At 49.2% G+C, this 25,627-nt stretch carries 21 protein-coding genes; 8 read left to right on the forward strand and 13 right to left on the reverse strand.

Annotated elements, in window-relative coordinates:
* Positions 1-151 precede the first annotated feature (151 nt).
* Both DRJ53_RS08290 and DRJ53_RS08295 read right to left on the reverse strand, forming a co-directional pair.
* Positions 152-1,123 carry a glycoside hydrolase family 5 protein gene (locus tag DRJ53_RS08290; RefSeq protein ID WP_114235143.1) on the reverse strand — a complete coding sequence of 324 codons (972 nt, stop codon included), beginning with the start codon at positions 1,121-1,123 and terminating at the stop codon, positions 152-154.
* 416 nt (positions 1,124-1,539) lie between these two features.
* Positions 1,540-3,543 carry a tetratricopeptide repeat-containing sensor histidine kinase gene (locus DRJ53_RS08295; protein WP_162303834.1) on the reverse strand — a complete coding sequence of 668 codons (2,004 nt, stop codon included), beginning with the start codon at positions 3,541-3,543 and terminating at the stop codon, positions 1,540-1,542.
* 281 nt (positions 3,544-3,824) lie between these two features.
* Here DRJ53_RS08295 and DRJ53_RS08300 point away from each other — a divergent pair, with 281 nt between their 5' ends.
* Positions 3,825-6,662: a M16 family metallopeptidase gene (locus DRJ53_RS08300; RefSeq protein WP_114235145.1), complete on the forward strand. Its 2,838-nt coding sequence runs from the start codon at positions 3,825-3,827 to the stop codon at positions 6,660-6,662.
* A gap of 378 nt (positions 6,663-7,040) precedes the next feature.
* Here the strand turns inward: DRJ53_RS08300 and DRJ53_RS08305 are convergent, their stop codons facing one another.
* Positions 7,041-7,703 (reverse strand): gluconate 2-dehydrogenase subunit 3 family protein, encoded by a 663-nt coding sequence (locus tag DRJ53_RS08305; protein WP_114235146.1) that lies wholly within the window; start codon positions 7,701-7,703, stop codon positions 7,041-7,043.
* A 56-nt stretch (positions 7,704-7,759) separates the two neighbouring features.
* On the reverse strand, positions 7,760-9,496 hold the full coding sequence (locus tag DRJ53_RS08310; protein ID WP_114235147.1) for a GMC family oxidoreductase: 1,737 nt from the start codon (positions 9,494-9,496) through the stop codon (positions 7,760-7,762).
* A 193-nt stretch (positions 9,497-9,689) separates the two neighbouring features.
* Between DRJ53_RS08310 and DRJ53_RS08315 the strand changes: the two genes are divergently transcribed.
* The 3 genes from DRJ53_RS08315 to DRJ53_RS08320 all read left to right on the forward strand — a co-directional run bounded on the left by DRJ53_RS08315 (position 9,690) and on the right by DRJ53_RS08320 (position 14,996).
* Positions 9,690-13,658 carry a hybrid sensor histidine kinase/response regulator transcription factor gene (locus DRJ53_RS08315; protein ID WP_162303835.1) on the forward strand — a complete coding sequence of 1,323 codons (3,969 nt, stop codon included), beginning with the start codon at positions 9,690-9,692 and terminating at the stop codon, positions 13,656-13,658.
* 181 nt (positions 13,659-13,839) lie between these two features.
* Positions 13,840-14,052 carry a hypothetical protein gene (locus DRJ53_RS21095; RefSeq protein ID WP_123893438.1) on the forward strand — a complete coding sequence of 71 codons (213 nt, stop codon included), beginning with the start codon at positions 13,840-13,842 and terminating at the stop codon, positions 14,050-14,052.
* A gap of 419 nt (positions 14,053-14,471) precedes the next feature.
* Entirely contained in the window at positions 14,472-14,996 is a 525-nt protein-coding gene (locus DRJ53_RS08320; protein WP_114235149.1) for a hypothetical protein, read from the forward strand.
* 179 nt (positions 14,997-15,175) lie between these two features.
* On the opposite strand, the gene DRJ53_RS08325 is transcribed toward DRJ53_RS08320, so the two are convergent.
* The 5 genes from DRJ53_RS08325 to DRJ53_RS08345 form a co-directional block, all read right to left on the reverse strand.
* Positions 15,176-15,622 carry a QcrA and Rieske domain-containing protein gene (locus DRJ53_RS08325; RefSeq protein ID WP_114235150.1) on the reverse strand — a complete coding sequence of 149 codons (447 nt, stop codon included), beginning with the start codon at positions 15,620-15,622 and terminating at the stop codon, positions 15,176-15,178.
* A gap of 76 nt (positions 15,623-15,698) precedes the next feature.
* Complete coding sequence (locus tag DRJ53_RS08330; protein ID WP_114235151.1) at positions 15,699-16,592, reverse strand: DUF5777 family beta-barrel protein; 894 nt, start codon at positions 16,590-16,592, stop codon at positions 15,699-15,701.
* 10 nt (positions 16,593-16,602) lie between these two features.
* On the reverse strand, positions 16,603-17,163 hold the full coding sequence (locus DRJ53_RS08335) for a YceI family protein (RefSeq protein ID WP_114235152.1): 561 nt from the start codon (positions 17,161-17,163) through the stop codon (positions 16,603-16,605).
* 2 nt (positions 17,164-17,165) lie between these two features.
* Positions 17,166-17,621: an OB-fold protein gene (locus DRJ53_RS08340; protein WP_162303836.1), complete on the reverse strand. Its 456-nt coding sequence runs from the start codon at positions 17,619-17,621 to the stop codon at positions 17,166-17,168.
* A gap of 17 nt (positions 17,622-17,638) precedes the next feature.
* Entirely contained in the window at positions 17,639-18,001 is a 363-nt protein-coding gene (locus DRJ53_RS08345; protein ID WP_123893440.1) for a hypothetical protein, read from the reverse strand.
* A 208-nt stretch (positions 18,002-18,209) separates the two neighbouring features.
* Here DRJ53_RS08345 and DRJ53_RS08350 point away from each other — a divergent pair, with 208 nt between their 5' ends.
* Together DRJ53_RS08350 and DRJ53_RS08355 are read left to right on the forward strand one after the other, a co-directional pair.
* Positions 18,210-18,752 (forward strand): RNA polymerase sigma factor, encoded by a 543-nt coding sequence (locus DRJ53_RS08350; protein ID WP_240040778.1) that lies wholly within the window; start codon positions 18,210-18,212, stop codon positions 18,750-18,752.
* A complete protein-coding gene (locus DRJ53_RS08355; RefSeq protein WP_114235155.1) occupies positions 18,740-19,999 on the forward strand; it encodes an outer membrane beta-barrel protein in 1,260 nt (419 codons plus the stop codon). Before DRJ53_RS08350 ends, DRJ53_RS08355 begins: the two co-directional genes overlap by 13 nt.
* An 83-nt stretch (positions 20,000-20,082) precedes the next feature.
* On the opposite strand, the gene DRJ53_RS08360 is transcribed toward DRJ53_RS08355, so the two are convergent.
* Entirely contained in the window at positions 20,083-20,487 is a 405-nt protein-coding gene (locus tag DRJ53_RS08360; RefSeq protein WP_114235156.1) for a hypothetical protein, read from the reverse strand.
* A gap of 237 nt (positions 20,488-20,724) precedes the next feature.
* Between DRJ53_RS08360 and DRJ53_RS08365 the strand changes: the two genes are divergently transcribed.
* The gene (locus tag DRJ53_RS08365; RefSeq protein WP_114235157.1) at positions 20,725-21,777 is read left to right on the forward strand and encodes an L-dopachrome tautomerase-related protein; all 1,053 of its coding nucleotides are present in this window, start codon (positions 20,725-20,727) and stop codon (positions 21,775-21,777) included.
* 40 nt (positions 21,778-21,817) lie between these two features.
* Here DRJ53_RS08365 and DRJ53_RS21275 read toward each other — a convergent pair whose 3' ends face one another.
* The gene (locus tag DRJ53_RS21275; protein WP_155523203.1) at positions 21,818-21,985 is read right to left on the reverse strand and encodes a hypothetical protein; all 168 of its coding nucleotides are present in this window, start codon (positions 21,983-21,985) and stop codon (positions 21,818-21,820) included.
* 596 nt (positions 21,986-22,581) lie between these two features.
* Positions 22,582-22,992, reverse strand: coding sequence for a response regulator (locus tag DRJ53_RS08375; RefSeq protein ID WP_114235159.1), 411 nt, complete (start codon positions 22,990-22,992; stop codon positions 22,582-22,584).
* Between the two features lie 1,223 nt (positions 22,993-24,215).
* On the opposite strand from DRJ53_RS08375, the gene DRJ53_RS08380 reads away from it, so the two are divergent.
* Positions 24,216-25,004, forward strand: a complete 789-nt coding sequence (locus DRJ53_RS08380) for a hypothetical protein (protein ID WP_123893441.1) — start codon at positions 24,216-24,218, stop codon at positions 25,002-25,004.
* Between the two features lie 193 nt (positions 25,005-25,197).
* On the opposite strand, the gene DRJ53_RS08385 is transcribed toward DRJ53_RS08380, so the two are convergent.
* On the reverse strand, positions 25,198-25,623 hold the full coding sequence (locus tag DRJ53_RS08385) for a response regulator (protein WP_114235161.1): 426 nt from the start codon (positions 25,621-25,623) through the stop codon (positions 25,198-25,200).
* Positions 25,624-25,627: the final 4 nt, after the last annotated feature.

Here is a 25,627-nt window from a genome sequence, read left to right on the forward strand (position 1 = left end):
AAAAAAAGAACAAACGTTTGGGAAAAATTTAGGCTATTGTGACATCCAACTTTTTTTGATGGAACCCATTTTAATGCTTTTCTAAATCGGTGAATGAGCATTTTGCAAAAGAACAACTGGGGCGTTTTTTAAAAAACGATCAGCGTCCGTTTTACTTTAAATACACCTTGTTGTATTTCCGGATCAGCGCCCTTGCTTTTTTGCCCGATTCTTTTAAATCCGTTTCTTTCCAGCCGCCGTCAGATGCAGCACTGGGCAGCAGCACCGAGCAGGTTTCATCCTTGTCCGACACCGACCAGGTAACCCAGCTCACACCGTTTTGCTCCGCCCATTCAATCCATTGCAGCCACTCGCTTTCATTCAATGGGCCGTTGCCGGTTGCTTCCATACCGGCCGATTCGGAAATAAAAAGCGGCAGGCCTTTTTTCAGTGCATAAGTACCGCGGTCCCGCAGCGACTGCTTGTGGGTGGCGGCATAAAAATGCAGCGTGTACATCAGGTTGCTAAAACCCTGCAACGGCGCATCGGCAGCAAGGTGCACATCCTGGTCCCAATGCGGGCTGCCCACCAATATGATATTATCCGGATCCCACTTACGAATGGTGCCGATCACTTCGGCCGAGTAGGCTTTTACCTCATCCCAGCTTTGGCGTTCGGGCTCATTAAAAATTTCGTAGATCACGTTCGGGTATTGGCCGTATTCCTGCGCCATTTGTGCAAAAAAGGTCCTGGCTTCTTCCAGGTTGATGTTGTGGCTGTGCCAATCGATGATCACATAAATGCCTGCGGCAATGGCTGCATCCACCACCGCTTTCACAGCCCGCACCGAACCGGCACTATCTTGTTTGTACCCGCGTCGCGGCTCCACGCCCATGGCGGCACGCACCACGGTACAGCCCCAATCCTGCTGCAGCCACTGCACCGCCCCCCCATTGTAAAACCGTGGCCAGAAGTTGTGCCAGCCAAAACTCATACCCCGCAGCACCACCGGTTCTCCTTTTTGGTTGCACAACTGCGCACCCTTTACCTGCAACTGGCCATGCTGCCGCACCACATTTTGTGCCCCTGCCGGTAAATACACAATGACCATGCAGGCTAAAAGCAAGGAATAAACAGTTTTCATACAGCTGTAATTTAATGGCGATTGAAGGAATGCAGGAATGGCGCGATGTGCCGCCAACAGTGGTTACAATCAAGTAATCGTGTAAAGATTTATTATAAAAAACGCATTTGCCAATGCGACAAAAATAGGACTTGCAGTGATGGCAATTCGTAGCGGTCAGGTACGTGCAGGATGATATTGCGCAGTCGGTCAGCTACAATTAGGCGCAAAAAAAAGCCCACCGTAGAAACAGCGGGCGACTAACGATTGCTTGCCATATAAAGAGTTCGAAATATCAGGTTGATGTGGCCTATTATTCAAATAGTGTACCAACTACACAAATTTAAAAGCTGCACCGGTAAAATGGGCAAAAAAAATTTATTCAAGCATTCAATGATTTCTGTGGTTATACTGTTCAGCTAATAAACTGAAACGGTTTAAGCCACTGCTTCCAGGGGCACCACCACTTCCACCCGGCAACCGGCACCTGGCTGGCTGTCGAGGCTGAACGATCCGTTCATGTACTCGGCGCGGGTACGCATATTCATCAGGCCAATGCCCCCGTTTTTGCTGTTGGCCGCAAAGCCTTTGCCGTTGTCGGCAATGGAAAGCCGGATGGCATTTTCACTGGCCTCGAGGCCCACCACCAGTTCGGATGCATCGGCATGTTTCAGCACATTATTGATCTGTTCCTGCAAAATGCGGTAAACGCCCAGGTGCACTTCCTGCTTCAGCACCTGGCTGCCCAGCCCCGAAATATTTCGGGTGATCTTTACTTTATTCGTCACATCTACCGAATCGAGCAGGTCTTTTACCGATTCTTCCAGGCTGATTTTACCAAGCGTTGGCGCCGACAACCTTTTGGAAATGCTCCTGATTTCGTTGATGCATTGCTGCAAATAATTGTTGGCGCGGGGCAGCAGGGCTTTGGCTTCCCCCAGACCTTCCAGCACCATTTCGTTGTGCAGTTTTACCGTGGTCAGCACCTGGTTAATATTGTCGTGCAGCTCCAGCCCAATCAGCGACCGCTCTTTTTCCTGTGCATGGATCACGGCTTCGGTAATCTCTTTGTGTCGTTGCGCAGCCTCAGCTTCACGGGCCGCTTTCTGGCGGTCGATTTCTTCATACAGAGCCAGCGATTTAGCCATGCTGTTGCGTTTTTGGCGGAAGTTCAATCCCACCAACAGGATGATCACAACACCCATGAATCCAAAACCAACGGTTACCCAAAGGGATACCCGCGCCAGTTGCTTCTCCTTTTTTAAAATACCGATTTGCAGCGCCTTTTCTTTTTCATCCAACTGGCGGTTCACATCGGCGGCTGTAAGGGCATGTTGCTCCTCTTCCATCGAGTCGCGCAGCAGCACATAGCTTTTGAAGTAAGGAAAACCCAAGGCCGGCTTTCCGGTTTGCTCGTAATAATCCGACATCAGGTGGCGCCAGCCCAGTTCCACTTGGGTATTGGGCAACGAGTCGAGCTGAAGGCGCAGCCCACGCAGCACGTCCAACATCTGGCCGTATTTTTTTTGCCGGCCGTACACATCGGCCAATTGCAACTTCACCGCTTGGGCATTGCCCACATCTTTGCCGGGCCGGTCGTTTAGTGCAATGCTTTGCAGCGAAAGTTTCCGTGCAGTATCCAGTGCGTTTTTAGCCATGTACACCTGCGCCTTATTTCCATACAACACACCACGGATCCCGTCCATGAAGCGCTCCAGCGAATCGCTGTTTTGCTCTGCAATTTGCTGTGCCCGGTCAAAATGTTTGAGGGCGCTGTCGTACTGTTTCAGTTGAATAAGGCACAGGCCGATATTGCTTTGAATTTCCTGTTGCTGCAGGTAAATGGCCGTGGTTTGCGGCACACAAGTGTTTTGCAATGCATACGCTTCCTGGAAGTATTGCAGCGACTGCTGGTAGTTTTGCTGGCGGTACAGCACCATCGCGATGCTGTAGTTGAACGACTTCCGCTCACAAGGATCGAGGTGGGCGTCGGCCAGTTTTTTTGCCTTAAAAAAATAATTATTGGCCTTGTTGTACTGCCGCAGCTTGTAGGCCAGCTCGCCGCCAAACAACAATAAATGCACGTAGGCCCTGGAATATTGCCGCTGCAATGCCGGCGTGCTGAACTGCGACAAAGCTGAATCGATCAGTGCGGCTGTGGAATCAATACGGGGTGTGAAAAAATAGTAATAGCTGGCTTGCAGGTCGAAGCGGACGGCATCGGTGTACACCGAAGTTTTGCCGGTTCGCGCCAGCAGCGAATCGTACAGCGCCAGTGCGCCGGGCAGCGTATGATCGGCGTAAAGCGTTTTGAATGCAGTATCGGCAACCTGTTGCCGCCAATAGCCAACTTCTTCTTTTTCGGAGTTCCACTTATGGCCACAGGAAACGGCCATAAATATAGCAGCCAGCAGGATCAGGCAATATAGGGAACGCAGCATTGGTGGTTTTTTCAGGATTGGAACAGATGCAAAAATAATTACTATTTGAAAACCGGGCGGAAAAATACGGTCTGCGGGCCAAATTAAAGGCGGGTGCCGCATTTTACCAGTTTAAAAATAACGGCCATACGTTGCTGTTACGCCTGTCAATAGGGAAAAGGAAAACAGCATATCATCGGCTGGAACAGGAAAATTGATTGGAAAATAGTTGGTTAAAAGCTTCCCGCATTGCACGCCTGAATTGCGGCGCACCTAATTTTACCCCTTCGAAATCAAAACATATGTACAAAGCGATATTCTTTTCCTCGCTGCTGGCCGCCACTTTAACGGCAGGGGCACAGCAAACCAAACAGCGGCAACCGGCTGGGGCCAAAACCACCTTTAAAGTAGATTACCAGAAGTTCAAATTACCCAACGGCCTCGATGTGATTTTTCACATCGACCGGTCCGATCCCGTGGTGGCGGTGGCCCTCACGGCGCATGTGGGTTCGGCGCGGGAAAAGGCGGGCCGCACCGGCTTTGCACACTTGTTTGAGCACCTGCTGTTCCTGGAATCTGAAAACCTGGGCAAGGGCGGCCTCGATGCCATGAGTGCCCGCATTGGCGGCTCCGGTGCCAACGGCTCCACCAGCCGCGACCGCACCAATTATTTTCAAACCGTGCCCAAAGACGCCCTTGAAAAAATGATCTGGGCCGAGGCCGATAAACTGGGCTGGTTCATCAACACGGTAACCGAGCCCGTGCTGGCCAAGGAAAAACAAGTGGTGAAAAACGAAAAGCGCCAGAGCTACGACAACAATCCTTATGGCCACACTTCGTATGTGATTGATAAAAACCTCTACCCCGAAGACCACCCGTACAACTGGCAGGTCATTGGCTCGCTGGATGATCTGCAAAACGCGACGCTGGCCGATGTAAAAGAATTTTTCAACCGCTGGTATGTGCCCAATAATGTAACCCTTGTGGTGGCCGGCGATTTTGATGCGGCGCAAGCCAAAAAATGGGTGGAAAAATATTTTAGTGAAATCAAGAAAGGCCCGGCGGTGCAGCCGCTGGCAAAGCGGCCCGGCTTCGTAAAACAAACCAAAAAGCTGTACCACGAAGACAACTTTGCACGCCTGCCCGAGCTGACCATGGCATGGCCCACGGTGCCCGAATATCACCCCGATAGTTATGCGCTGGAAATACTGTCGTCCTATCTTTCCGAAGGCAAAAAAGCGCCGCTGTACCAGGTGGTGGTTGAGGATGAAAAGCTGGCGCCGGGTGCAGCCATGTTTCACCGCACCAGCGAGTTGGCCGGCCAGATGCATGTAGTGGTTCGGGCATTTGCCGAAAAAGACCTGGATAGTGCCGCTGCCGCCATCAATAAAGCATTTGCCCAGTTTGAACGGAAAGGCATAACCGAAAAAGACCTGAGCCGCATTAAAGCCGGACTGGAAACACAGTTTTACAATTCGCTGTTCAGCGTGCAGGGCAAGGGTTTCCAGCTGGCGCAGTACAACATTTTTGCCGGCGATCCTTCGTTTATTGAAAAAGACATCAACAACCTGCTGGCCGTAACCGCTGCCGATGTGAGCCGTGTGTACAACAAATACATCAAGGGCAAAAATTTCGTAGCCACATCTTTTGTGCCCAAGGGCAAAATTGAACTGGCACTTGCAGGCTCCACAAAAGCTGATGTAGTAGAAGAAAAAATTGTGCAGGGCGCCGAAGAAACTGTGGACCCGAATGCGGTGGCTACTTACCCCAAAACACCATCTTCGTTCGACCGGAGTAAAGAGCCGCCATATGGCCAGGCTCCGGAAGTAAAAATTCCTGCGATCTGGCAGGCGCAGTTGCCCAATGGCATGCGGGTATTGGGCATTGAAAACAACGAAGTGCCGCTGGTACAATTTGAACTTGTTATAGACGGTGGCCTGCTGCTGGAAAATCCCGACAAAGTTGGCGTAGCCAATATGATGGCCCGCATGATGACGCAGGGCACCAAAACCAAAACGCCGCAGCAACTGGAAGAAGCCATCCAGCAACTGGGCGCAACGATCAATGTTTTTGCCAACACCGAAGACATCCGCATTCGTGTAAACACGCTGGCCCGCAACTACCCTGCAACGCTGGCGCTGGTGGAGGAAATTTTGCTGCAGCCACGTTGGGATGCCACCGAGTTTGACCTGATCAAACAAAGCACCATCAGCCAGATCAGGCAGCAGGAAGCTAACCCCAATGCCATTGCGCAAAACCAATACAATTTGCTGGTGTACGGCAAAGACAATATCAGGTCGCGCAACATACTGGGCACTGCAGCATCGGCAGGCACCATTACCCTCGACGACCTCAAAGCATTTTACGCCAAAAGCATGTCGCCGGCCAATGCCCGCATGCATGTGGTGGGTGCTTCGGGTGAAGGGGCATTGACCGCATCGCTAACCCGCCTGGCCAATGCATGGAAAGGCAGCGCAGTGACCATTCCGGATTGGAAAACGCCGGCAGCACCGGCACAACCGGTCGTTTACTTTTACGATGTGCCCGATGCAAAGCAGTCGGTGATCCGCTTTGGCTACCCGGCACTGGCGGCAACAGACAAAGACTATTATCCCGCAACGGTGTTGAACTATATTTTGGGCGGCGGTGGCTTTGCATCGCAGCTAACGCAGCAACTCCGCGAAGGCAAAGGCTATACTTACGGCATCAACTCCGGTTTTTCGGGCACCAACAGTGCAGGGCCGTTTACCATTGCCAGCAGCGTACGTACCAATGTAACGTTGGAGTCGGCACAACTGGTGAAGGAAATTTTGGAAAACTACGGCAAAAACTATTCGGCAAAGGACCTGGAAACAACGCAAAGTTTTTTGATCAAAAGCAATGCCCGTGCATTTGAAACGGCAAGCGCCAAACTGGGCATGCTCGAAAACATCAGCAAGTATGGCTGGAAGGCTGATTATGTAAAAGACCGGGAAGCCATTGTAAAAAAGATGACCATAGAAGAGATCAAAGCTCTGGCCGCAAAATACCTCGATCCGAATAAAATGATCTGGTTGATTGTAGGCGATGCCAAAACACAATTGCCACGGTTGAAGGAGTTGGGTTTTGGCGAACCGGTGTTGTTGAAGCCAGTGATTTAGAAAGGCAAAAGTGAAAAACTAAAAATTAGATGATGTAGCTTTTCAATGATACAGCATTCAATAAAACGCCCGGTGTTTGTGCCGGGCGTTTTATTGGAATAAATGTTTGGAAAGGTTTTTAAATTAATTGAGCATTTTATACTAACCCTTTAGTAAGACGGCATCTTGCTTAAGCGGGTTTGTCATGCCGAACTTGTTTCGGCATCTCCTAATACCGTGATAAACTCCGCGAAATGTAGGAGATGCCGAAACAGGTTCGGCATGACAACTCCGAAATTCAAAATTTTACTTGATGATGTTTGATTTTCAAGGTTGAAATGCAATAGGCATTTACAAAACGAAAGTAACTTAACACAGCAAAAATTTACTTCCTTCCAATCACGTATACTGCACACACTCTTTGATCTCTTTTTCGGAATAAGCAAGGTTGTATTGTTTCAACACATCTGCCGGAATGCCGTTCCATTGGTTGGGTCGGTTGCCCATATAACCCAGGTCTTTGATGCCCATTTCCGATGTAAAAAAACCAGTGGCGGTAAGGCCCCGCATGCGGTTGAAAAAGGCCACACCCTGCTTCATCTCCGGCGCTGCTTTTCCGGGGTAAGCAATGGCGTCAACCATGGCTATCTGCTCCGCTTTGGTGCAGTCTTTAAATGCCTTGCCATGGCGGTTGGCCATTTGCAGGTCCAGCCAGCGCAAGCCGCCCCGCATGGGCACCTGGTGGTCGGGCATGTCTTTTACAATAAACTCGATGAACTCGGGCACCTTTGCATCGGTGGCGCTGCCCGATACATCATCTGCCGGAATGATGATGTCACTTAAAACCGCAATGGTTGCCATTTCGTGTTCGGTAAAAAATTGTTCCGACGCCAGCTTTTTTTCATGCGCAGCTTCTTCCGGTGTGCGGTCGATGGTAAGGTTGCCATCGCCGTTGGCACCGGCCACTAACGTTGCTTTTTTATCGGCAGGTTTGCAGGCATCCAACAACACTCCGCTGAATGCAGAAAGGGCTATGTATTTGAGTGATGACCGACGATCCATTTGCTTTTATTTTGATACTAGACTTGTAGTTGAAATTGAATTACTGCGCAACGCATTTACAAAACGCGCTGTTTCATCTGCCCCACGATGTACTCCGACGACCGCAGCGCCAATGCCAGAATCGTCCAGGTAATGTTTTTATCGGCTTGCGAAACAAATGCGGCACCATCCATTACAAACAGGTTCTTGCAATCGTGTGCCTGGTTCCATTTGTTGAGCGCTGACCGCTGCGGATCGTTGCCCATGCGCACCGTTCCTGCTTCGTGAATGATGCGGCCGGGATCGGCCAGGCCATAATTGTTTTCCGGGCCATCATCACCCGATGTGATCACAGCTCCCATCTGGTGTAAAATTTCACGGAATGTTTCCTTCATGTGCCTAGCCTGCTTTATTTCGTGCTCACTCCATTTTACATTAAAACGCAACACGGGTATGCCAAATTTGTCCACTGCATTGGGATCTATTTCGCAATAATTGCTTTCCAGCGGAATGGCTTCTCCCCTGCCGGCAAGGCCAATGGAAGCACCATAAAAAAAGCGAAAATCTTCTTTCAGCGAAGCACCATAACCACCGGCTTCTTTTGTTTTGCCATTCACCTGGAACTTGCCGTTGCGGGTTTCCATACCAAAGCCAAAACCATAAGAAGGCATCACCTGCCCACCCGAATATTCGATGTGGTAACCCCGCGGAAAATCGAGCTTTTTGTTGTCGAGCCACCACGGTGAATATATATGCGCACCACCCACCCCGTCTTCGTTGTAGCGCTGGCGGCCAAACAGTTCAGGGATCACACCACTCATGCCGGCGCCGGTGCTGTCGTGCAGGTATTTGCCCACAACGCCGCTGCTGTTTGCCAATCCGTTGGGATGCCTTGCCGATTTTGAATTGAGCAGCAAACGTGCCGTTTCGCAAGTGCTTGCAGCCAACACCACGGTCCTGCCTTTTACGCGGTACTCCTGCAGGTCGTCTTTCGATACATAAGAAATGCCGGTGGCTTTGCCCTCTTTATCCGTCAGCACCTCGCGGGCCATGGCATTGGTAAACAGGTCTACGTTGCCCGTTTTCAGCGCCGGGTTTACCAACACCGATGATGAAGAAAAATCGGCGTAAGCCGTGCAGCCGCGGCCGCACTGGTGGCAGTAAAAACAGGCACCCCGTTCTTTATTAATTGGTTTGGTTAAAATAGATAATCGGTTAGGGATGACCGGTACCCCGGCGGCAACGGCGCCTTTCTTGATCATCAGCTCGTGCAGGCGTGGCCGCGGTGGTGGTAAAAAATAGCCGTCGGGATCGTTTTCCAAGCCTTCGTTGGTGCCAAATATGCCCAGCATCTGGTCGATGCGGTCGTAAAAAGGTTTGACATCTTCGTAGCCAATGGGCCAGTTCTCGCCAAGCCCGTCGATGCTTTTGCGTTTAAAATCTTTGGGGCCAAAGCGCAGCGAAATGCGCCCCCAGTGGTTGGTGCGGCCGCCCAGCATCCGCGACCGAAACCAGTCCCACTCAGTGCCCTGTGCACGGGTATAGGGTTCGCCGTCGAGTTCCCAGCCGCCATAGGCCGCATCAAAATCGCCAAAGTGCCGGAACTTGGTATTGGCACCCCTGCGCGGCGACTCCCACGGCCATTTTAGCTGCATTACATTTTTAGCGGGATCGTACATGGGGCCGGCTTCCAGCAGGGCCACTTTAAGACCGGCATTGGCCAGCACATAAGCAGCCATGCCGCCGCCGGCGCCGGATCCAACAATGATGGCATCGTATTCTTTGGGCTGTTCTTTTATCTGAAAATCTCCCATGGCAAATCGTTAGTGGCGGAAAAATCTGTTGATGATTGTTTTGCCTCATCAATGTACCGCAATTCCGGTATTCCAGCAAAGAGTGCCTGCAGGGTTTTCATCCATATCTATTTTTTTCTGCATATTTTTAAACGGTCGTTTCCAAACAATCATACAGGTATTACCTGGCCAAAAACCAACCTGCCGAAGGGCAATGCTTTACCGAACCAACTGCATACCACTGCTGCTGACCCTGGCCTTTGCTGCATTTGCCGCAAAGGCGCAACAACCGCAGGCCACCAACCAGCAGCATTTTGGCGTTGCCGAGGGTTTGCCGCAAAGTTTTGTCAGCGGCATTACGCAGGACCGCGATGGCTTTATCTGGTGCAGTACGCTGGACGGCATGAGCCGCTATGATGGACGCAGTTTTAAAAACTTCCGGCATAAAAACGGCGATACCACCAGCCTGAGCGCCAATTCTATTTTCTATTTATTGCCGCATACCAACAATGCCGTGTCGCTGATGTACGACGGTTCGATGGTGGATGCGTTTGATTTTACCACGGCAAAAGCCCGCCGGGACACCACACTCGACCGGCTGCGCAAAATACCAACGGCGCTGTGGAAAGTGCACAATTTAGATAACCTGTACAACGGCATCGACTGGGTGTTTGTGCAAGCGGCACACAAGGGTATTGGTTGGGTAAACAAGGCCACGGGAAAAGTGCAGTTTGCCAACCGAGCCAATGGTCTTTTGCAGCAGGATACCGTTGCCGCTTATTTACAAACGCCGGAAGGCCGGGTGTACCTGGTTTCGGAAAATGGCGTTGAAGTGAGCGACCCGCAGAAAAAAAGGTTTACCTATTACGCATTTCCAACCACCATTAAAAACCTCGATGCTTCGCCCAATCAGTCGCAGTGGCTTACCACGCGGTCGGTGGCGCTGCTGCCGGGCAACACCTTAGCGGTGCTGGATGGCAGCCGGATTGTAACGCTGCACCTGGCACAAAAGAAAGCATTGATCATCCCCATTCCGGCAGCCACTAAGTTGCAGCTTGCCGAGCCCGAAGCCGCGGTAAAAACAGACACCAAAGGACGATTGTATTTCAAGCACAACGGCCGCATTTTCCGCATGACCGCAGAGGGCAAACTGGACCTACTGTGGGAAAACACGGTGGCGCCGCAATTGAACATTACCGCGTTTTTTATCGACCGGTCGGATGTGCTTTGGGTGAGTGTAAATGCACAAGGTCTTTTTAAGATCAACCTAGACAAGTTGCCGTTCCAATCATTTGCTTACGAAAAAAGTTTTGTGACCGATGTGCTGGTACATGCAGGCATCTCACGGTCAGGCCTACCCGAAACATGGAATGATCCGTATGCGGCTTATTTTTTTAGAAATGCACAAGACGGTAACGGCGCACAGTACCTAACCTGCAATTACCTCCAACACCCAAAGGTGTACCGGCTGGAGGGCACCCGGCTGGTGGCATTACCGCAGGGACCGCAAACCCCAATTTACTCGGCATTGGTGGCGGGCCCAAACGGCGGTGTGCGGGCATTTCACCAACAACAAAATGCCTGGACGTTGTGGGCTACCAACAATGCGGCACCTACCCTGCTGGCTGCCAACGCCAATATTTTTAAAGATGTGGAACTGGCCGATGGCCGGTACATTGGCGGTTATTATTGGCTGTCGAGCTATGCCCATGGGTTGTTTCAATTGCAGGATGGAAAAGTGGTCGGTCATTTTACTGGCAAACAGCCCAATGGCATATTGCCCAAAGAGCTGACTGAAATATGCCCCGACCCAAACGACGGCAAAATTTTCTGGATTGGCACCCGGGGCAATGGCCTGATAAAATGGCACCTGACCAAAGGCCTGGTAAAAGTGTACACTATTGATGATGGGCTGCCCAACAACACCGTGTATTGCATGCTGCCCGACAAGCGGGGCAACATTTGGTGCAGCACCAACAGGGGCATCTTCAGGTTTCAAACCACGTTGGGAAAAATCACTTCGTTTGCAAAAGAAGACGGGCTTTCGGGAAATGAATTTAACCGGGCACATAAGTTCTTGTTTCCGGATGGCCGCATGGCATTTGGCGGACTAGACGGCTACACCATTTTTCACCCCGATGATTTTGAAAAAACAACCCGGCCTGCCGCGGTGCCTATTCAAATAACTGCGTTGCAAGTAGACAATCAACTGCACGACATTCAAAACCGGGGCACGCTCCTACCCAGCCCGGTGTCGACGCTGGAGCGTATTTCACTGCCACACGATAAGAATTACCTACGCATCGAGTTTGCCGCAATGGTGTACAACAAAGCCCAAAACACCGCATACCGCTACCGCCTTTCCGGCAGCAATAAAGAATGGATTGTGAACGGTACTAACAACTCGGTGGCGTATGCAGGCCTGCAACCCGGCAACTACGCCTTTGAGGTAAATGCTACCGACCCAAACGGAATGTGGAGCCCTACGGTAAAAACGCTTGCCATCACCATACTGCCGCCGTGGTGGGCAACCTGGTGGGCTTACCTTTTATACGCCCTGGTGTTTGCAGGTTTGGTGCGGGCCTATCTTTTTTCCAGGGAAAAAAGCATCCAAACCCGCCAGCAGCTGGCCTTTGAGAAAAAGGAAGCCCTGCGCCTCCGTGAACTGGAAGGAATTAAAGACCGGTTTTTCAGCAACATTACCCACGAGTTTCGTACACCGCTGACCCTGATTTTAACCCCACTGGAAAAATTAGCTGGCGACCATACATTGAGTAGTGCGGCGGCCCCGCTGGTGGCTACGGCACACAAAAGTTCGCGGCAGTTGCTGCGGCTGGTAAACGAGTTTTTGGATTTTTCCAAACTCAACAACGGGCGGCTGCCGGTGCACACTTCTACCGGCGACCTGGCGCTATTTGTGTCCGACCTGGCAGGCACATTTGCCACTACCGCCGAAGAGAAAGGCATCAGCCTTCAATTGACCAACAAAGGCGTGGAGGGCCTGTACCTGTTTGATGCGGAGAAATGGGAAAAGATCTTGTACAACCTGGTGAGTAATGCAGTAAAATTTACGCCACCTGGCGGCAACATTGATGTGGCGTTGCGGCAAGGTGCGGACGATGTGGTGGAACTGGCCGTTGCCAACACCGGGCCCGGCATTACAGCACACCACCTGCCCCATATTTTCGACCGGTTTTACCAAGCCCATGATGCACCTGCGGGCAATAAAGGTGGCACTGGTATTGGGCTGGCACTGGTAAAAGAATTGGCGGCGTTGATGGAGGGCAACATCGAAGTGGCATCGCAGCCCGGAGTGCTCACTACTTTTACGTTGCAAATGCCGCTGGCAAAAGCAGCTGCAAATATTACTGATAAACCTGCGCTGAAATCCACCGCAACCGCACTCCATGCCGATGATGGCGGGCTGCCCCTGATCCTGATTGCAGAGGACAATGACGAGCTGCGGCATTTTTTGGTGGAAACCTTAGAGCACCAGTACCGCGTGGTACAGGCATCCAACGGACTGCAGGCCTGGGATATAGTTATGAAGGAACTGCCCGACCTGGTGATCAGCGATGTGATGATGCCGGGCATTGATGGGTTTGAACTGTGTGCCCGTGTAAAAGAAGATGTGCGGACGGCGCATACCTTGTTTATTTTGCTTACTTCAAAAGCGGCCCACGATGCAAAGCTGCAGGGCATTCATACCGGCGCCAACGATTACCTCACCAAGCCATTTCAAATGGCCGAACTGGAAGGGCGCATTGCCAACCTGCTGCAGCAACAGCAAAAAACAAGGGCACATTTAAAAGCACAAATGCTGCCATCCAAACCCACGCAGGTGCTGCCCACAACCGAAGATGTTTTTTTAAAACAGGTCTACACAGCGATGGATGCAAAACTGGGCGATGCAGACCTGGACGTAGCCTACCTGTGCTCCGAGCTGGCCATGAGCCGCAGCACACTTAACCGAAAACTTAAAGCCCTGCTCGATACTTCGGCCAATGACCTCATTCGGCAGTACCGGCTGCAGCACAGTGCCGTTTTGCTGGGTTCCGGCATGGACATGTCCACCATTGCCTACCAGGTGGGTTTTAGCAGCCCTTCTTATTTTTCGCAGTGTTTTAAAGAGCAGTTTGGCGTTACGCCGTCGGAGTATGCGGCACGCCTGGTGCATCAATAATACCGGTAATTCATGCGCCAAACAGCGTTTTACAGGCAAACTGCAGCCCGCGTACAAACCCCACTCCATTTTTGAAGCAAAGTTTATAGTATCTGCACCGATCCTTATAGCCTCCGGCTCCGGTAGATGATAGTTTTGATGCACTAACAAACCCCTTTAAACCAAGCTAAAAAATAACACAATGAAACGAATTGCCCTCAGTATTTTGACCTCCGCATTGCTTATGTTTTGTGCGCACACATCATTGGCGCAGCAAGCACCGGTTAAAAAAGTAAGTGCCTCTTTACCGCTTACTTCAGACGCCAGCACTGTTGCTTCGAGCTATTTTGATGCAGCACAGACTGATGCACTTGCACAAGCGTGGCCCTGGCCGCGTAAAAGGTATCTCCTCTAAGAGGTAATCCCTTTTGCCCTGCACCATTAAAGCGGTCAGTTATATCTGATATAGCCGACCGCAACAATAGTCATGGACCAGCAGTAACAATTCTTATCAACACCTTCAGCAGATGTGCAATCAGCTGAAGGTGTTGTTGTTTTATATGCCGCAATGCAGATCTTGCCCACTTTCTTTTGCCGCATTCCCAATCCTGCGCCTCAGTACAATGATGACGACTGTTGCGCTACGTTTTCTATCAAAATGCGCTCTGTATCAACACCGCTTGACCCAAACCAAAGCCAGTACTGTGTTTGCGCACCTGTTTTGACACAAAATTGATAGCATTTGCACCGTTCCTTATAGCCTTCGGCGCTGTTGGCTGGTAGCTTTATAGCATCGTTTACACACGTTTTTGCCCCAAACAAAAAACCAACACAATGAAACGCTTTACGCCAACCTTGCTGACCGCTATTGTCCTGCTGCTGGCTCCTTCCGTTTTTGCACAGGAAATTGCAGCCCATTCCATCAACGCTTCGCTGCCACTGGCCGCCGGTGTAACCTCTAATGTAAACACCACCACTACCACCGCATTGGCACACCCCGATGCAAAGCTAACCGGCACCCTTGCACGGCATTTTCCGCAAGCAACCCAGCAGCAGTGGTGGCAGCACGGCGATGGCTTTTATGTGCAGTTTTTAAACAAGGGCCAGAAGGCCCGGGCCGTGCTTAATAAAAAAGCGGCATTGCAATATGCCATTACCGATTGCAGCCTAGACCAGCTGCCCCAGTTGCTCCGCAAAACAATGGCGGACGAATACGAAGGGTACACATTGAAACATGCAATAGCCATTAATGCACACAGCACGGTAGCATACCAGGCAGTGCTGGAAAACGAACAAGGCTACATTACCTTAAAAGCCACCGGCGACCAGGTTGAAGCGGTGGATAAAAAAACAAAGTAAGACCTCCAACATTACGCAAAAAGCGCCAGCTTTTCCGTCCGACAAATATTCCCCGTTCATTTGGGTCGCAACACTAATGCTTCAGCAAACCTCTACCGCGGTACAACCGGTCAGGGGTTTTGCTTTTTCCCTTTTTAAGGCTGGCAGGTTTGCATCTTGCAAATGGCTTCGCTATTGCTTTATTCAAAAACCCGCAGGTTTTTACCGGTGAGCTGCGTCTGGTATTTTTTCAGATCGGCCGTTGCCGGGCCTGAAAGTTTTTTGCCCGTGGCATCAAACACCGAACCGTGATCGGCGGCGGTGTTGGAACAGGGAAATGTATTGGCGGTGCCGTTGTAGGTAAGCGCCGATCCCTGGTGCGGGCAGCGGCTATCAAAGGCCAGGTACTCATTGCCCGAGCGGGCAATGATCACGTTGTTGCGAATCGTCCAGCCCTTTGCCGACAGGTCGGCATCGGCGCCAGTGTCGAAAGTAAAATCAACTTTACCGCCGGGGTTTGAACCGGGTCCGGGGCCGGGCTGCGGGCCATCATCGCCGCCCGATTTGCTGCATCCGCCCAAACAACAAGACATAATGATGGAGCCTGCCCCCATACCCAGGGACAGCAAGAATTCTTTGCGTTCCATAAAATGGTTTTTTTGTTGGTAAAAACTTATATAAAAGGGTACGGCAGCTGCTGATGTGCCGTTATTGCTTGATCACTTACTTCAACGCCTTTTTCTTAACCTGGAAGGCCCGCGAAATATTGAACCCGAATTGTATGTCGCCCTTGCCCCAACTGTTGGTGGTTTCCGTTAAGAACACCCGTTCGTTCATACCGATGGCGTTGGTTACATGCATTTGAAAAACGTGGCCGCCGGTTTCCACATCGATACCAATCGATAGCGGGTTGTGCAGGCCGCGGCCGCTGTTGCGGTTGGTTATATAATAGTAATCGACATTGACAGATGTGCGTTTGCTCAATTTGGCCCGGCCACCCACGCCGGCGGCAAACAACCCATTTTTATCCCGCTGAGTTTCCACCAGGTTGCGGTGCAAAAAAGTGGGCATCACTTGTATGGTCAGCGCTTCGCTGAACTTTCGGCCGGCCAGCACCTGTGCAAAATAGCCAACGCGGTGACCGAATTTGAATTTCGGATTAGGCGTACTCCAGGGCGCCGTAACAATGGTGCTGCCGCCCACCAACACCAGCGAAAAGGGAACGGGCCGCAAACCGGTAGCCTGTTGCAGGGCACGCCATTTTACAAAACCATCCAACTCTTTTCTATACGAGCCACGGCCGATACCTACGGTGAGGTTATTGGAAACGCCGTAATCGAAACCAAGGCGGATGGACGCATCGTCGAGCCCAAACAACTCCTTAATGCCCTGGTTGACCCTGCCAAAACGATGCAGGATCCGGAAATCCAAAACACCGGGCCGCAGCATTTCCAGGCTTTGCGACATGATAACCCTTGATGACTTATATGCATTATACACCAACTCCTGCTCCGGTTGCTGTGGCGAAATTTGTTGCAACAAATCGGTGGTGTCCTGTGCATCTACTGCCAGGGCAGGCAGCAAAAAAACGGTAGCGCAAAAGGCTTTCAGGTTCATGTCAAAAAATTTATCCTTTCAGGGGTTGCAGGTCCAGGTGAACAGTAATGGTGACGGTGTTGGAAACTTTGTCTTTTACCAGGGCGGGAATGGCAATATTATAATCGGAAAGCTGCAACGCAAACGTTGCTTTACCCAGCAGCCGCCCACTGCCTACTTGTAATGTACCAGGCACTTCCAATTGCTTTGTGACGCCATGCAGTGTCAACGCACCTTTCACCACTACATGGTACACACCTTCCTTGTTGTATGCAATAGCCTCCTTATCTGTGAGGGCACCCTTGAATACGGCGCGGGGAAACTTATCGCTCTCCACGTAGTTTTCGTTGAAATGCTGTTGCATCAGGGCTTTTTCAAATGCAAAGCCTTTCATTTGCACGGCAAACTGCATGTTGCCGCTGGCAGCATCCAACACGGCCGTCACAGTATTATTGACCGCTTCAATGTTTTCGAGGGGTGCTTTGGAATAAAAACGGACCACGCCGGTTTTGGTATAAAAACGCTCCTGCGCACCGGCAGTTAATGCTGCTATCAGTATAAACAGGCTAAGCCAAAATTTTAAATAACGCATGTTTAATTTTCTTTGATGAGTCCACCCGAACGCAGGTGAATAGTGGCACCCAGGCTGCTCAATAAATCATCCCCTTTGTCAACCCCGCCAGCTTCGTATCCGGTGTATAGCGCCTGGAAAACGGCCTGCATACCAACGGTGACTTTTTGTACATCCTGTTGGTGCCGCTGGTCGAGCCCGATCACGATCTCTGAACCGTCCGAACCGCTACCGAGTATTACAGAACCTGATTGATTTACCTGTGTAACGGTGCCGGTCACCCGAATAATCTTATTACCGTATTTCTGATTGACCTCGGCACTATTTACATTAAAATCCCTGGTCATTTCGGTAGCATGAATAACAACATCGGGACGAGCTTGCACCACATCAGGCACCTTTTGGCTAAACATTCTATAGCCCCAAAGCACTACCAAAATGAACATCAATGCAATGCCATATCCCATGTATTTTTTCATAACCAAAAACGTACATTTTAACGATCCGGGGCACCGGCATTGACCCATGCTTTAATGATGTTGATATCGCATTCACTCATTTTGGGTGCGCCATGGGGCATGGGCGCAAATCCAGGCGCATGGCTTATTGCACCCAACAGGCGGCCATTATCCACCAGTTTTTTTACCGCAGTATATCCTTCGAGGCTGATGCCGCCTTCGGGTGCCGTGCCCACATGGCAGCCATAGCAGCCATACGAGGTAAAAACCGAGGTAACTTCAGGGGCATAGTGCACATGACTGGTATCGGCAGTGCAGGGAACCAACTCTTCTTCTTTATCGTGGTAGCAGCCAACAAACAGGGCCATGTACAACAACAATATTTTGCTGATGATCCGCATGGTTTTGGGGGATTGATTAGTGTGGGATGTTTGCCTGTACATACGGCTGCCTTTTTGCAAGGGTTGCCTGCGCAAAAAATATTTCGTTGCCAAAAAATATATTTCTATTTAGCACCAATACAAGGCAACCCTTTTTGCGCAACTGCGTATTTTGTTGTAGAACCCCATTTATTACTTGCAACACCTGCCGGAAACCATAAGCCATTGTGTGCAACAAAACCGGAAAGCACAAAAGCTTTTCTACGAGCATTATTATGGCTATTGCTTAAAAGTGGTGTTCCGGTATATATATCACTACGACAAAGCCGTTGATGTGGTGAACGATGGCTTTGTAAAAGTGTTTTGCAACTTGCACAAATTTCGCAGCGCCGATCCCGACATTACCGAACACCTGCTCATGGGTTGGATGCGCCGCATCATGATCAATACGGCAGTGGACTACCTGCGCAAAAACCAGTTTCTGCCCGAGATTGGCGAAATAGCCGAAGATGTGTGGCAACCCGAAGACCGCGGCCCGCTCCCCGACCAGGCCCTGTTGTATAAAGAACTGGTGCAGGAAATAAAGAAACTGCCGCCTGGCTACCGGGTGGTGTTCAACATGTATGTAATTGATGGACTGACCCACCAGGAAATAGCCACCCAACTGGGCATTTCGGTGGGCACATCCAAATCCAACCTGTCGAAGGCCCGGGGCATTTTGCAGGATATACTCAAAAAAAACGACCGTGAGGCCATTGTATGCAATTTGTGAATGACGATATGGATGATGTGTTCCGCAAGGCCGGCGAACATTACCCCCTGCAGGTAACGGCGCCTGATTGGGACAAGATGCAGCAGGCATTGGAAGCCGCCGACAAACAGGGCACCACAACTGGTTTGCAAAAGCAGCGCCCTGTTTGGCTGCTGGCGCTGATCCCGTTTTTGGTGTTGTGCACTACTTACTTCCCGGTGGATAAACCACAAAGTGTTGCAGTAAAAAAATCAGAAAATAAAAATGTTGTAAATGAAAAGCCAACGCCTTTTAATACAGCAAATGACACCGAGCTGGCGCAAGATGGTGTGACTGCGCAAGGCTTAGTAATAGCAAAAAGCAATGGTGTAAAGAATAGAGAAGATAATAGTGTAACGAATCGTTCTGGCAATTTCCTGAACAGTGCAAATACCAGCGATTTACCAAAGCAATTAATTAGTGATCCACGAGAACAAAAAGTGCGGCGTATTTATGAAGCATCAGATAAAGGTGTAGCACAACGCGAAGACGCAGCACCAGCACAATCCAAGCCTCATGCAAACATTGAGTTATTACCCGTTCCATCGAAATCCAATTTGCTGCAAAACAAACAGCCGGCGCATGCAGGTGTAAAAATTGAAACGCCAAAACCTGCACCGCAGCGTTTGTTTCGCAATACCGGCCTTTACGCCGGCTTGCTGGGCAGCTTGGATTTTACTACTATTGAATTTCAAAAAACCAATCGCATTGGCCGGCAATTGGGTGTGGTAGCTGGCTACCGGCTCAACAAAAAATGGAGTTTGGAAACGGGCTTGTATTTTTCCAAAAAGTTTTATTACTCCGAGGGATCTTATTACAAATCATCAAGAGCTTATGTACCACCCAATACATCCATTGTGGAAGTGGACGGCACATGTTTGATGTTGGAAGTACCTTTTTTATTGAAATACGACTTTACTCCGCATCGTAACACGGGTGTATTTGCAACAGCAGGATTGTCTTCTTATTTTATGAAAAAAGAGGCCTACAATTACCTGTATTATTACCACAACTCCGGCACCTACGCACAACACAGCAAACAGTACCGCAATGAAAGCAATAACCTGTTTTCCGTAGCGCACCTCAGCGGCGGCATCAGCCACAAAATAGGCCGCACCACTGCATTGCGTGTGGAGCCATACATCAAACTACCAATAACCGGGTTGGGTTATGGCAAAATGCATTTTACCAGCGCAGGCATGAACATGGGTGTGGTTAAAAGCTTTTGATAGTGCATTATCATAGAGACGACATCCAAACATCAATGCTGACCTTATAATTCTACTCCTTTCCTTTTTAAAAGCATTACAGTTTACCCGCGGCTTAATTTGTGCGCCAGCAAAAAAATGACAATCGCAGCAATAGCCATTGCGGGTTGCAGCCAGGAAACATAACCAATGATGGCCACCTGTAGCACAATCCAGGTAAACAAAACGGCTGCGCAGCTATAAGCCCACTGCACCGCATACTGGTTTTTGCGCAGCACTGCCATGGCACCAATAAAGAAATGGATGCCAACAAATACAAAAAGGATCAAAGCGGGAACAAAATAATCGGAGAACGGGCTGCCTGCCAACCATTCCCTGGGCACATTAGGCGCACCAGCCATGCCATACCAGCCGCCACCCAGTGCGTTGATGGAAATGATCAACAGCAGCGACCCTAATATAACGCGGGTTGTTTTTATTGAGCCAACATGTAGCGGTGCAGCCATCATACTAATACTGGTATTGAAACGACCAGCTCCTCCGTATAAAAATATAGCGTGAATTTTTTTAGTGCAATACCTGCGGTGCCCAATAATGCACAGCAACCGGCCTCATTGGAATGGGCAAATTGCTGCCGATAAAGACTATGGTATTTAAATTGTTACTCCTCTCCTGCCCATGCGCCACAGCTTTGAGCCGTTCAGCATTGAGGCGCATAACAATACACATTACTTCAATAGAAACACATGCAACAGGGACAGGATATCTCGGAAAAAGAACAGGCGCCGAAAAAGGCGTTGGAACTGGTGTTTGAAGACAACAAATACCAGCTGACCGGCGTGGCCATTTCTAAAAAAGGCCGCTTATTTACCAACTATCCCCGATGGGAAGGGCCGCACCGGTACTCATTGGTGGAGGTTTTGCCCGGCAATAAAACGGTTCCTTTTCCCAACGAGCAAATGAACAACTGGCAGCCCGGCGACGATGGCCGCGACAAATGGGTATGTGTGCAGGCAGTGTATATCGACGATAAGGACACCATGTGGGTGGTGGACCCCGCCTGCCCGCAAATGAAGGAAGTGTATGAGGGAAGCCACAAACTGGTGCAGATCAATTTGGAAACAAACACCATTGAGCGGACTTATTTTTTTGAGGGCGTTGCATCCAACAAAAGCTATATCAACGATGTGCGGGTTGATACCGAACGTGGATTTGCCTACCTCACCAATTCAAACGAAGGCGGCATCTTGGTGGTAAACCTCGAAACCGGCAACATCCGGCAATTGCTGCAGGATCATCCTTCGGTGAAAACCGACCCCGATTTCACATTCATCATTGAAGGCCGCGAACTGATGAAAGACGGAAAGCCAGCCAAAATGCAATCGGATGGCATTGCACTATCGCCGGACGGCGAATGGCTTTATTACAAACCCCTTACAGACGACAAGCTGTACCGCACCCGCACAAAGATCCTGCGCGACGAAACGCTGGCCCCGGTTGAGGTGACCGAATGGGTGGAAGACCTGGGCAGGTTTACCACGTCGGACGGGATGATCTTTGACAAAGTAGGCAACCTGTACCTTGGCGACCTGCAGTGGTCGGCCATTATGCAGGTAAATGCGGACCACCAAATGTTTTGCGTGTTACAGGATGAAAGGCTTGTTTGGCCGGACAGCTATTCAGTGTCCGACGATGGCTACCTCTACATCAGCTGTTCGCACATACACAAACAACCCGAATACAACGAAGGTCAAAACCGCCGCACCGGTCCATACACCATTTACCGGATGCCGCTATAGCACAGGCAGAACTGGGATTGAAAAAATTTTACGAGATACGTCAGTTCCTGATTTGCAGCGTAGCGTTTAGGATTTGTTGGGCCAACTGCAACTCTTCGGGTCGGAAATCGCCCTTAATGGTGAGGTTGGCCACGTTGGCGTGATAACCGCCGTTGATGGTTTTTATAAACTGGCCAAAATTTTCGAGTGTGGTAAAATGCAGGGTCATAGCTTTTTTAAGGATTGGATATTGCAAAGTAAATATAAGGCTCAGTTTGAATCAGCTGCTTTTTATGGGCTGCCGATTATGATATTGGTCAACTCCTATCATCAAACAACATTCGTGCAAATAAGTTCACGCTGCAAAAAATTTGCAAAGCCGGCATTTGCTTGAAATAATAATCCCCTTGAAACAGGGGATTATTATACGACGCTGGTATCATGCTATGATGAATTGCTCATGTGAACGCCGGGTCATCAAAGGCATTGGACGGCTTAGGCTTATCATGGACATGGTTTTTTACAAAAGGCTTGGTTTGGGGATATTGGACGGCGGCTTACAGGTAATGCGTGGTAAAACAACACAACCATTCAAAAGATATTGGACCGCATGATGCATTGCACTTGCTGATACAAGTATAAGGATAAGATCAAGCTCATCCATAAGCTACACCGACATATCAAATGGAATTGTGCATTTGCTCCGCCAATTAACAACGGTAAAACCTGCATTGCTTCGTTATTCGTGCGGCATCCTGCAATTTTTCCACACTGCGCAAAAAAGAAACAATGCAATGCGTTCGCTCTGCGCAATGGGCAGAAAATTTAATCGCTGCACAACAGCAACAATCGCTTTACAGCATTGCGCAGTTGATCGAACGAAGGCGGCTTGATGATCATTTCGGTTGCCGACTGGTCGCAAACACGCTTATCGGCAGGGTTGATTGAAGTGGTAAAAATAACAACCGGGATATTTTTCAGGTCGGGCTCGCTTTTGATGCGGGTAAGTGTTTCCTTACCGCTGAGCACCGGCATATTCATGTCCAGCACAATCAGGCAGGGGTATTTTTCCCGATCAATGCTTTTAAGAAAAGTCAGTAATTGTTGGCCATCACGAAATTCGATCAATTCATGATCGGGTGCTTCCAGCTCCATTATTTCCCGGAACATCTCCAGGTCGTCCATATCGTCATCGGCCCACAAAATGGTGTGTTTCTCCAACATTTGGTTTTTCATTGGCCCCTCCCATTTATAATAATGAATCAGGTCAAATAATATCTTAATGCAAAGCTGGGAAAATTATGGGCGGTAAAAAGAGCGAATCGGTAAAACCCCATCCTTTCGGGTTCAAAAAGGCGAATTTGCCGATAAAAAAATTTTATAATATCAGTAACTATATGGGCAAAAAAGAAGGCCCGGTGAGAACACCAGGCCGCAACCAAAACTAACTGCTTAAGAGAATAAGCATCGGCAAGATAATGAACCTGCGGTAAAATAGAAACAAGTGTTTCTTAAAAATTAAAAAAGCCGGATAAATTCCCGGCTTTGTATAATCAATTCCCATTAAAAATGCAATTTAGCTATACAAACTAAATGCACTGCAGTTTGCAAAAAACAAAGCCTGCCACTAAAAGCAGGCTTTTAAAACAAAAGCAAATTCATAAAGCAAAGCAAGATCGTAAGTCGCCCGTTAAGCGAAAAAATATTGGGATAATGACCACCGGACAAACGCATCAAAAACAGTAGACGTTTGTCGAAAGCAACAACTTGGTCTGGCTTAGGTTAAGGTAAAAACTGCTTTCTCACGGTCTTCGGCACAAACAGGTAATGATCCATCTAATCCCAAAAAATCAACACATGCTGAAAAAACCGGTGCAAAAGTAGCGGCAACAGGGTCGGATGCTTGCCTACAAAAGTTTTATTTGGTAAAAAAATATAATAAAAAAAGGCCTAGAGTAGAAACTCTGGCCCGTTTTAATCCGTACCCTATGAAAACTGGGTTAAAGATACAGCAAAGAAGTTTGTAACTGTTGGTCATTTATGCGCTTTTTTTTAAGTAAATATTTGAGACCGAAATCGTACATCCACTTTTCGGATTCCGTAATAGTACGGTGGTTCAACTAAAGTTGCAGTTCATGAAGCAGGATTGATGGCGGAGCTGCATCAGCAACCGGTAAACCTGGACCATCAAACAGCTACATCAGAACGGCTCCTTCTTTTTGCACCAACCAATCCCAATAAAAACCTATTTGTAAGCGCCTCGCTGCTAGTGCAGTTATGCATGCCCGTTAGCTCTATTTGACGGTTGTGTTTGCATCCCCTATCTTTAACCTCCTTCTATCGCACCATATCCTATTGGCCACCGCAGCCAGCACACTAACGCCTTTTGGCGAACAAGCATTTTTTCACCCTTTTTAATCCATCAAATGAACAGTTTGGAGCCCAAACCCCCTGCGCCAATGCGTAGCAGTGAAACAGTGGCCATTCGGGCCAACCGGCCAACAGGCACCCCTGTATCAACGCTTTACCTGCAGCAGCAACCCGGCAAGGTTGCTTTGCGCCTAAGCATGATCGTTATACTGCTTGCAGCAGTGCACACCATCAGCCTGTTCTTTTTTTATGCCAACCCTGAAGGCAATGCCGCCAAACAAGTACACCGTTTGTTTAACCTGGGTGTAGATGGAAATGTGCCCACGCTTTTTTCTGCATGCATATTACTTGCTGCCGCAGCACTGTTGTACCTGCTATCACGGCTGGCCAGTTCACAGGGCAACGGGTACGATCAAAAACGCTGGTTGATCCTTAGTGGGATTTTTATTTTCCTGGCGGTGGACGAAGGAGCGATGATCCATGATTTTATGGCAGAAACCATTCGCAGCCGGATGCCGGCAACTTTGCCTGGCTTTCTTTATTTCTCCTGGATCATTCCGTATTTCTTTTTCGCACTGGGTACCGGCATTTTCTTTATCCCGTTCCTATGGCGACTGCCTGTGCGAACGAGGAACCTGATGGTGCTTTCCGGCGTTTTGTTTGTGGCCGGTGCACTCGGTTTCGAAATGTTTGAGTCGGCGATTGTGGCTGGCAACAACGAAGCAGGCATAATAAACGAGGAAGTGCGGCCGTTATCGTTTTATGTGCTCGAAACATTTGAAGAAATAATTGAAATGTCGGCCATCGTACTTTTTATTTACACCTTATTGGATTATATTAAAATAAAAAACGCTGCGATTGAATGGCGGCCTGTTTAATCCAAAACAAACATCGTAGTTTCAAAATATCGGTCAAACGCTTTTCGGTTTAAGCAAATATGAAAGGCCATCCGTACCGGTTTTTTATCCCTGATCATACCTTGAAAACTTAAAAGCCCTTCCAGTTGGAAGGGCTTTCCTTATTTAAATAATGTTCAGTGCAGTTTCAATTGCAGCAATTGAAAAGGATAAATCAATAATTCCCGATCAGGGTTTCAAATTCATCGGCAATAAGTTCGGTAAAATAGCGGGCCTGCTGTACCAGTTTGTCAAATGCGGCACCCTTTTGCACACAGGCAAGCACTTGCAGTTCACTTAATTCTTTAGTAATTGCCGATGTAAATCCTGTAGAAAACACAACAGCCGGTACTGAATGTTGTGTTGCGTGTGCCCTGATGCGGCGCAGTGTTTGGCCACCATTGAGCAGCGGCATATTGTAATCGAGTACCACCAGTGCCGGATGTTGGCCCGGCGGCATTGCATCAAGGTGACGGAGCAGATCATGCCCGTTTTTAAAGAAACGAACCAGCTCGCGTTTGCCTATTTTTTCAAAAGCAGATGAAAGTAAGTTTTGGTCATCTTCATCGTCTTCTACGATAAGGATTGGTTGCGAATACATAACG

This window comes from Paracnuella aquatica (assembly GCF_003332885.2).
Lineage (GTDB): Bacteria > Bacteroidota > Bacteroidia > Chitinophagales > Chitinophagaceae > Flavisolibacter > Flavisolibacter aquaticus.

Coding starts and splice junctions, on each gene's coding strand:
- DRJ53_RS08345 (WP_123893440.1), bottom strand. CDS start 18,001: ATGCGGATCATCAGCAAAATATTGTTGTTGTACATGGCCCTGTTTGTT.
- DRJ53_RS08315 (WP_162303835.1), top strand. CDS start 9,690: ATGCTTTACCGAACCAACTGCATACCACTGCTGCTGACCCTGGCCTTT.
- DRJ53_RS21095 (WP_123893438.1), top strand. CDS start 13,840: ATGAAACGAATTGCCCTCAGTATTTTGACCTCCGCATTGCTTATGTTT.
- DRJ53_RS08375 (WP_114235159.1), bottom strand. CDS start 22,992: ATGAAAAACCAAATGTTGGAGAAACACACCATTTTGTGGGCCGATGAC.
- DRJ53_RS08380 (WP_123893441.1), top strand. CDS start 24,216: ATGCGTAGCAGTGAAACAGTGGCCATTCGGGCCAACCGGCCAACAGGC.
- DRJ53_RS08305 (WP_114235146.1), bottom strand. CDS start 7,703: ATGGATCGTCGGTCATCACTCAAATACATAGCCCTTTCTGCATTCAGC.
- DRJ53_RS08295 (WP_162303834.1), bottom strand. CDS start 3,543: ATGCTGCGTTCCCTATATTGCCTGATCCTGCTGGCTGCTATATTTATG.
- DRJ53_RS08310 (WP_114235147.1), bottom strand. CDS start 9,496: ATGGGAGATTTTCAGATAAAAGAACAGCCCAAAGAATACGATGCCATC.
- DRJ53_RS08385 (WP_114235161.1), bottom strand. CDS start 25,623: ATGTATTCGCAACCAATCCTTATCGTAGAAGACGATGAAGATGACCAA.
- DRJ53_RS08290 (WP_114235143.1), bottom strand. CDS start 1,123: ATGAAAACTGTTTATTCCTTGCTTTTAGCCTGCATGGTCATTGTGTAT.
- DRJ53_RS08340 (WP_162303836.1), bottom strand. CDS start 17,621: ATGAAAAAATACATGGGATATGGCATTGCATTGATGTTCATTTTGGTA.
- DRJ53_RS08300 (WP_114235145.1), top strand. CDS start 3,825: ATGTACAAAGCGATATTCTTTTCCTCGCTGCTGGCCGCCACTTTAACG.
- DRJ53_RS08335 (WP_114235152.1), bottom strand. CDS start 17,163: ATGCGTTATTTAAAATTTTGGCTTAGCCTGTTTATACTGATAGCAGCA.
- DRJ53_RS08365 (WP_114235157.1), top strand. CDS start 20,725: ATGCAACAGGGACAGGATATCTCGGAAAAAGAACAGGCGCCGAAAAAG.
- DRJ53_RS08330 (WP_114235151.1), bottom strand. CDS start 16,592: ATGAACCTGAAAGCCTTTTGCGCTACCGTTTTTTTGCTGCCTGCCCTG.
- DRJ53_RS08355 (WP_114235155.1), top strand. CDS start 18,740: ATGCAATTTGTGAATGACGATATGGATGATGTGTTCCGCAAGGCCGGC.
- DRJ53_RS08325 (WP_114235150.1), bottom strand. CDS start 15,622: ATGGAACGCAAAGAATTCTTGCTGTCCCTGGGTATGGGGGCAGGCTCC.
- DRJ53_RS08360 (WP_114235156.1), bottom strand. CDS start 20,487: ATGATGGCTGCACCGCTACATGTTGGCTCAATAAAAACAACCCGCGTT.
- DRJ53_RS21275 (WP_155523203.1), bottom strand. CDS start 21,985: ATGACCCTGCATTTTACCACACTCGAAAATTTTGGCCAGTTTATAAAA.
- DRJ53_RS08320 (WP_114235149.1), top strand. CDS start 14,472: ATGAAACGCTTTACGCCAACCTTGCTGACCGCTATTGTCCTGCTGCTG.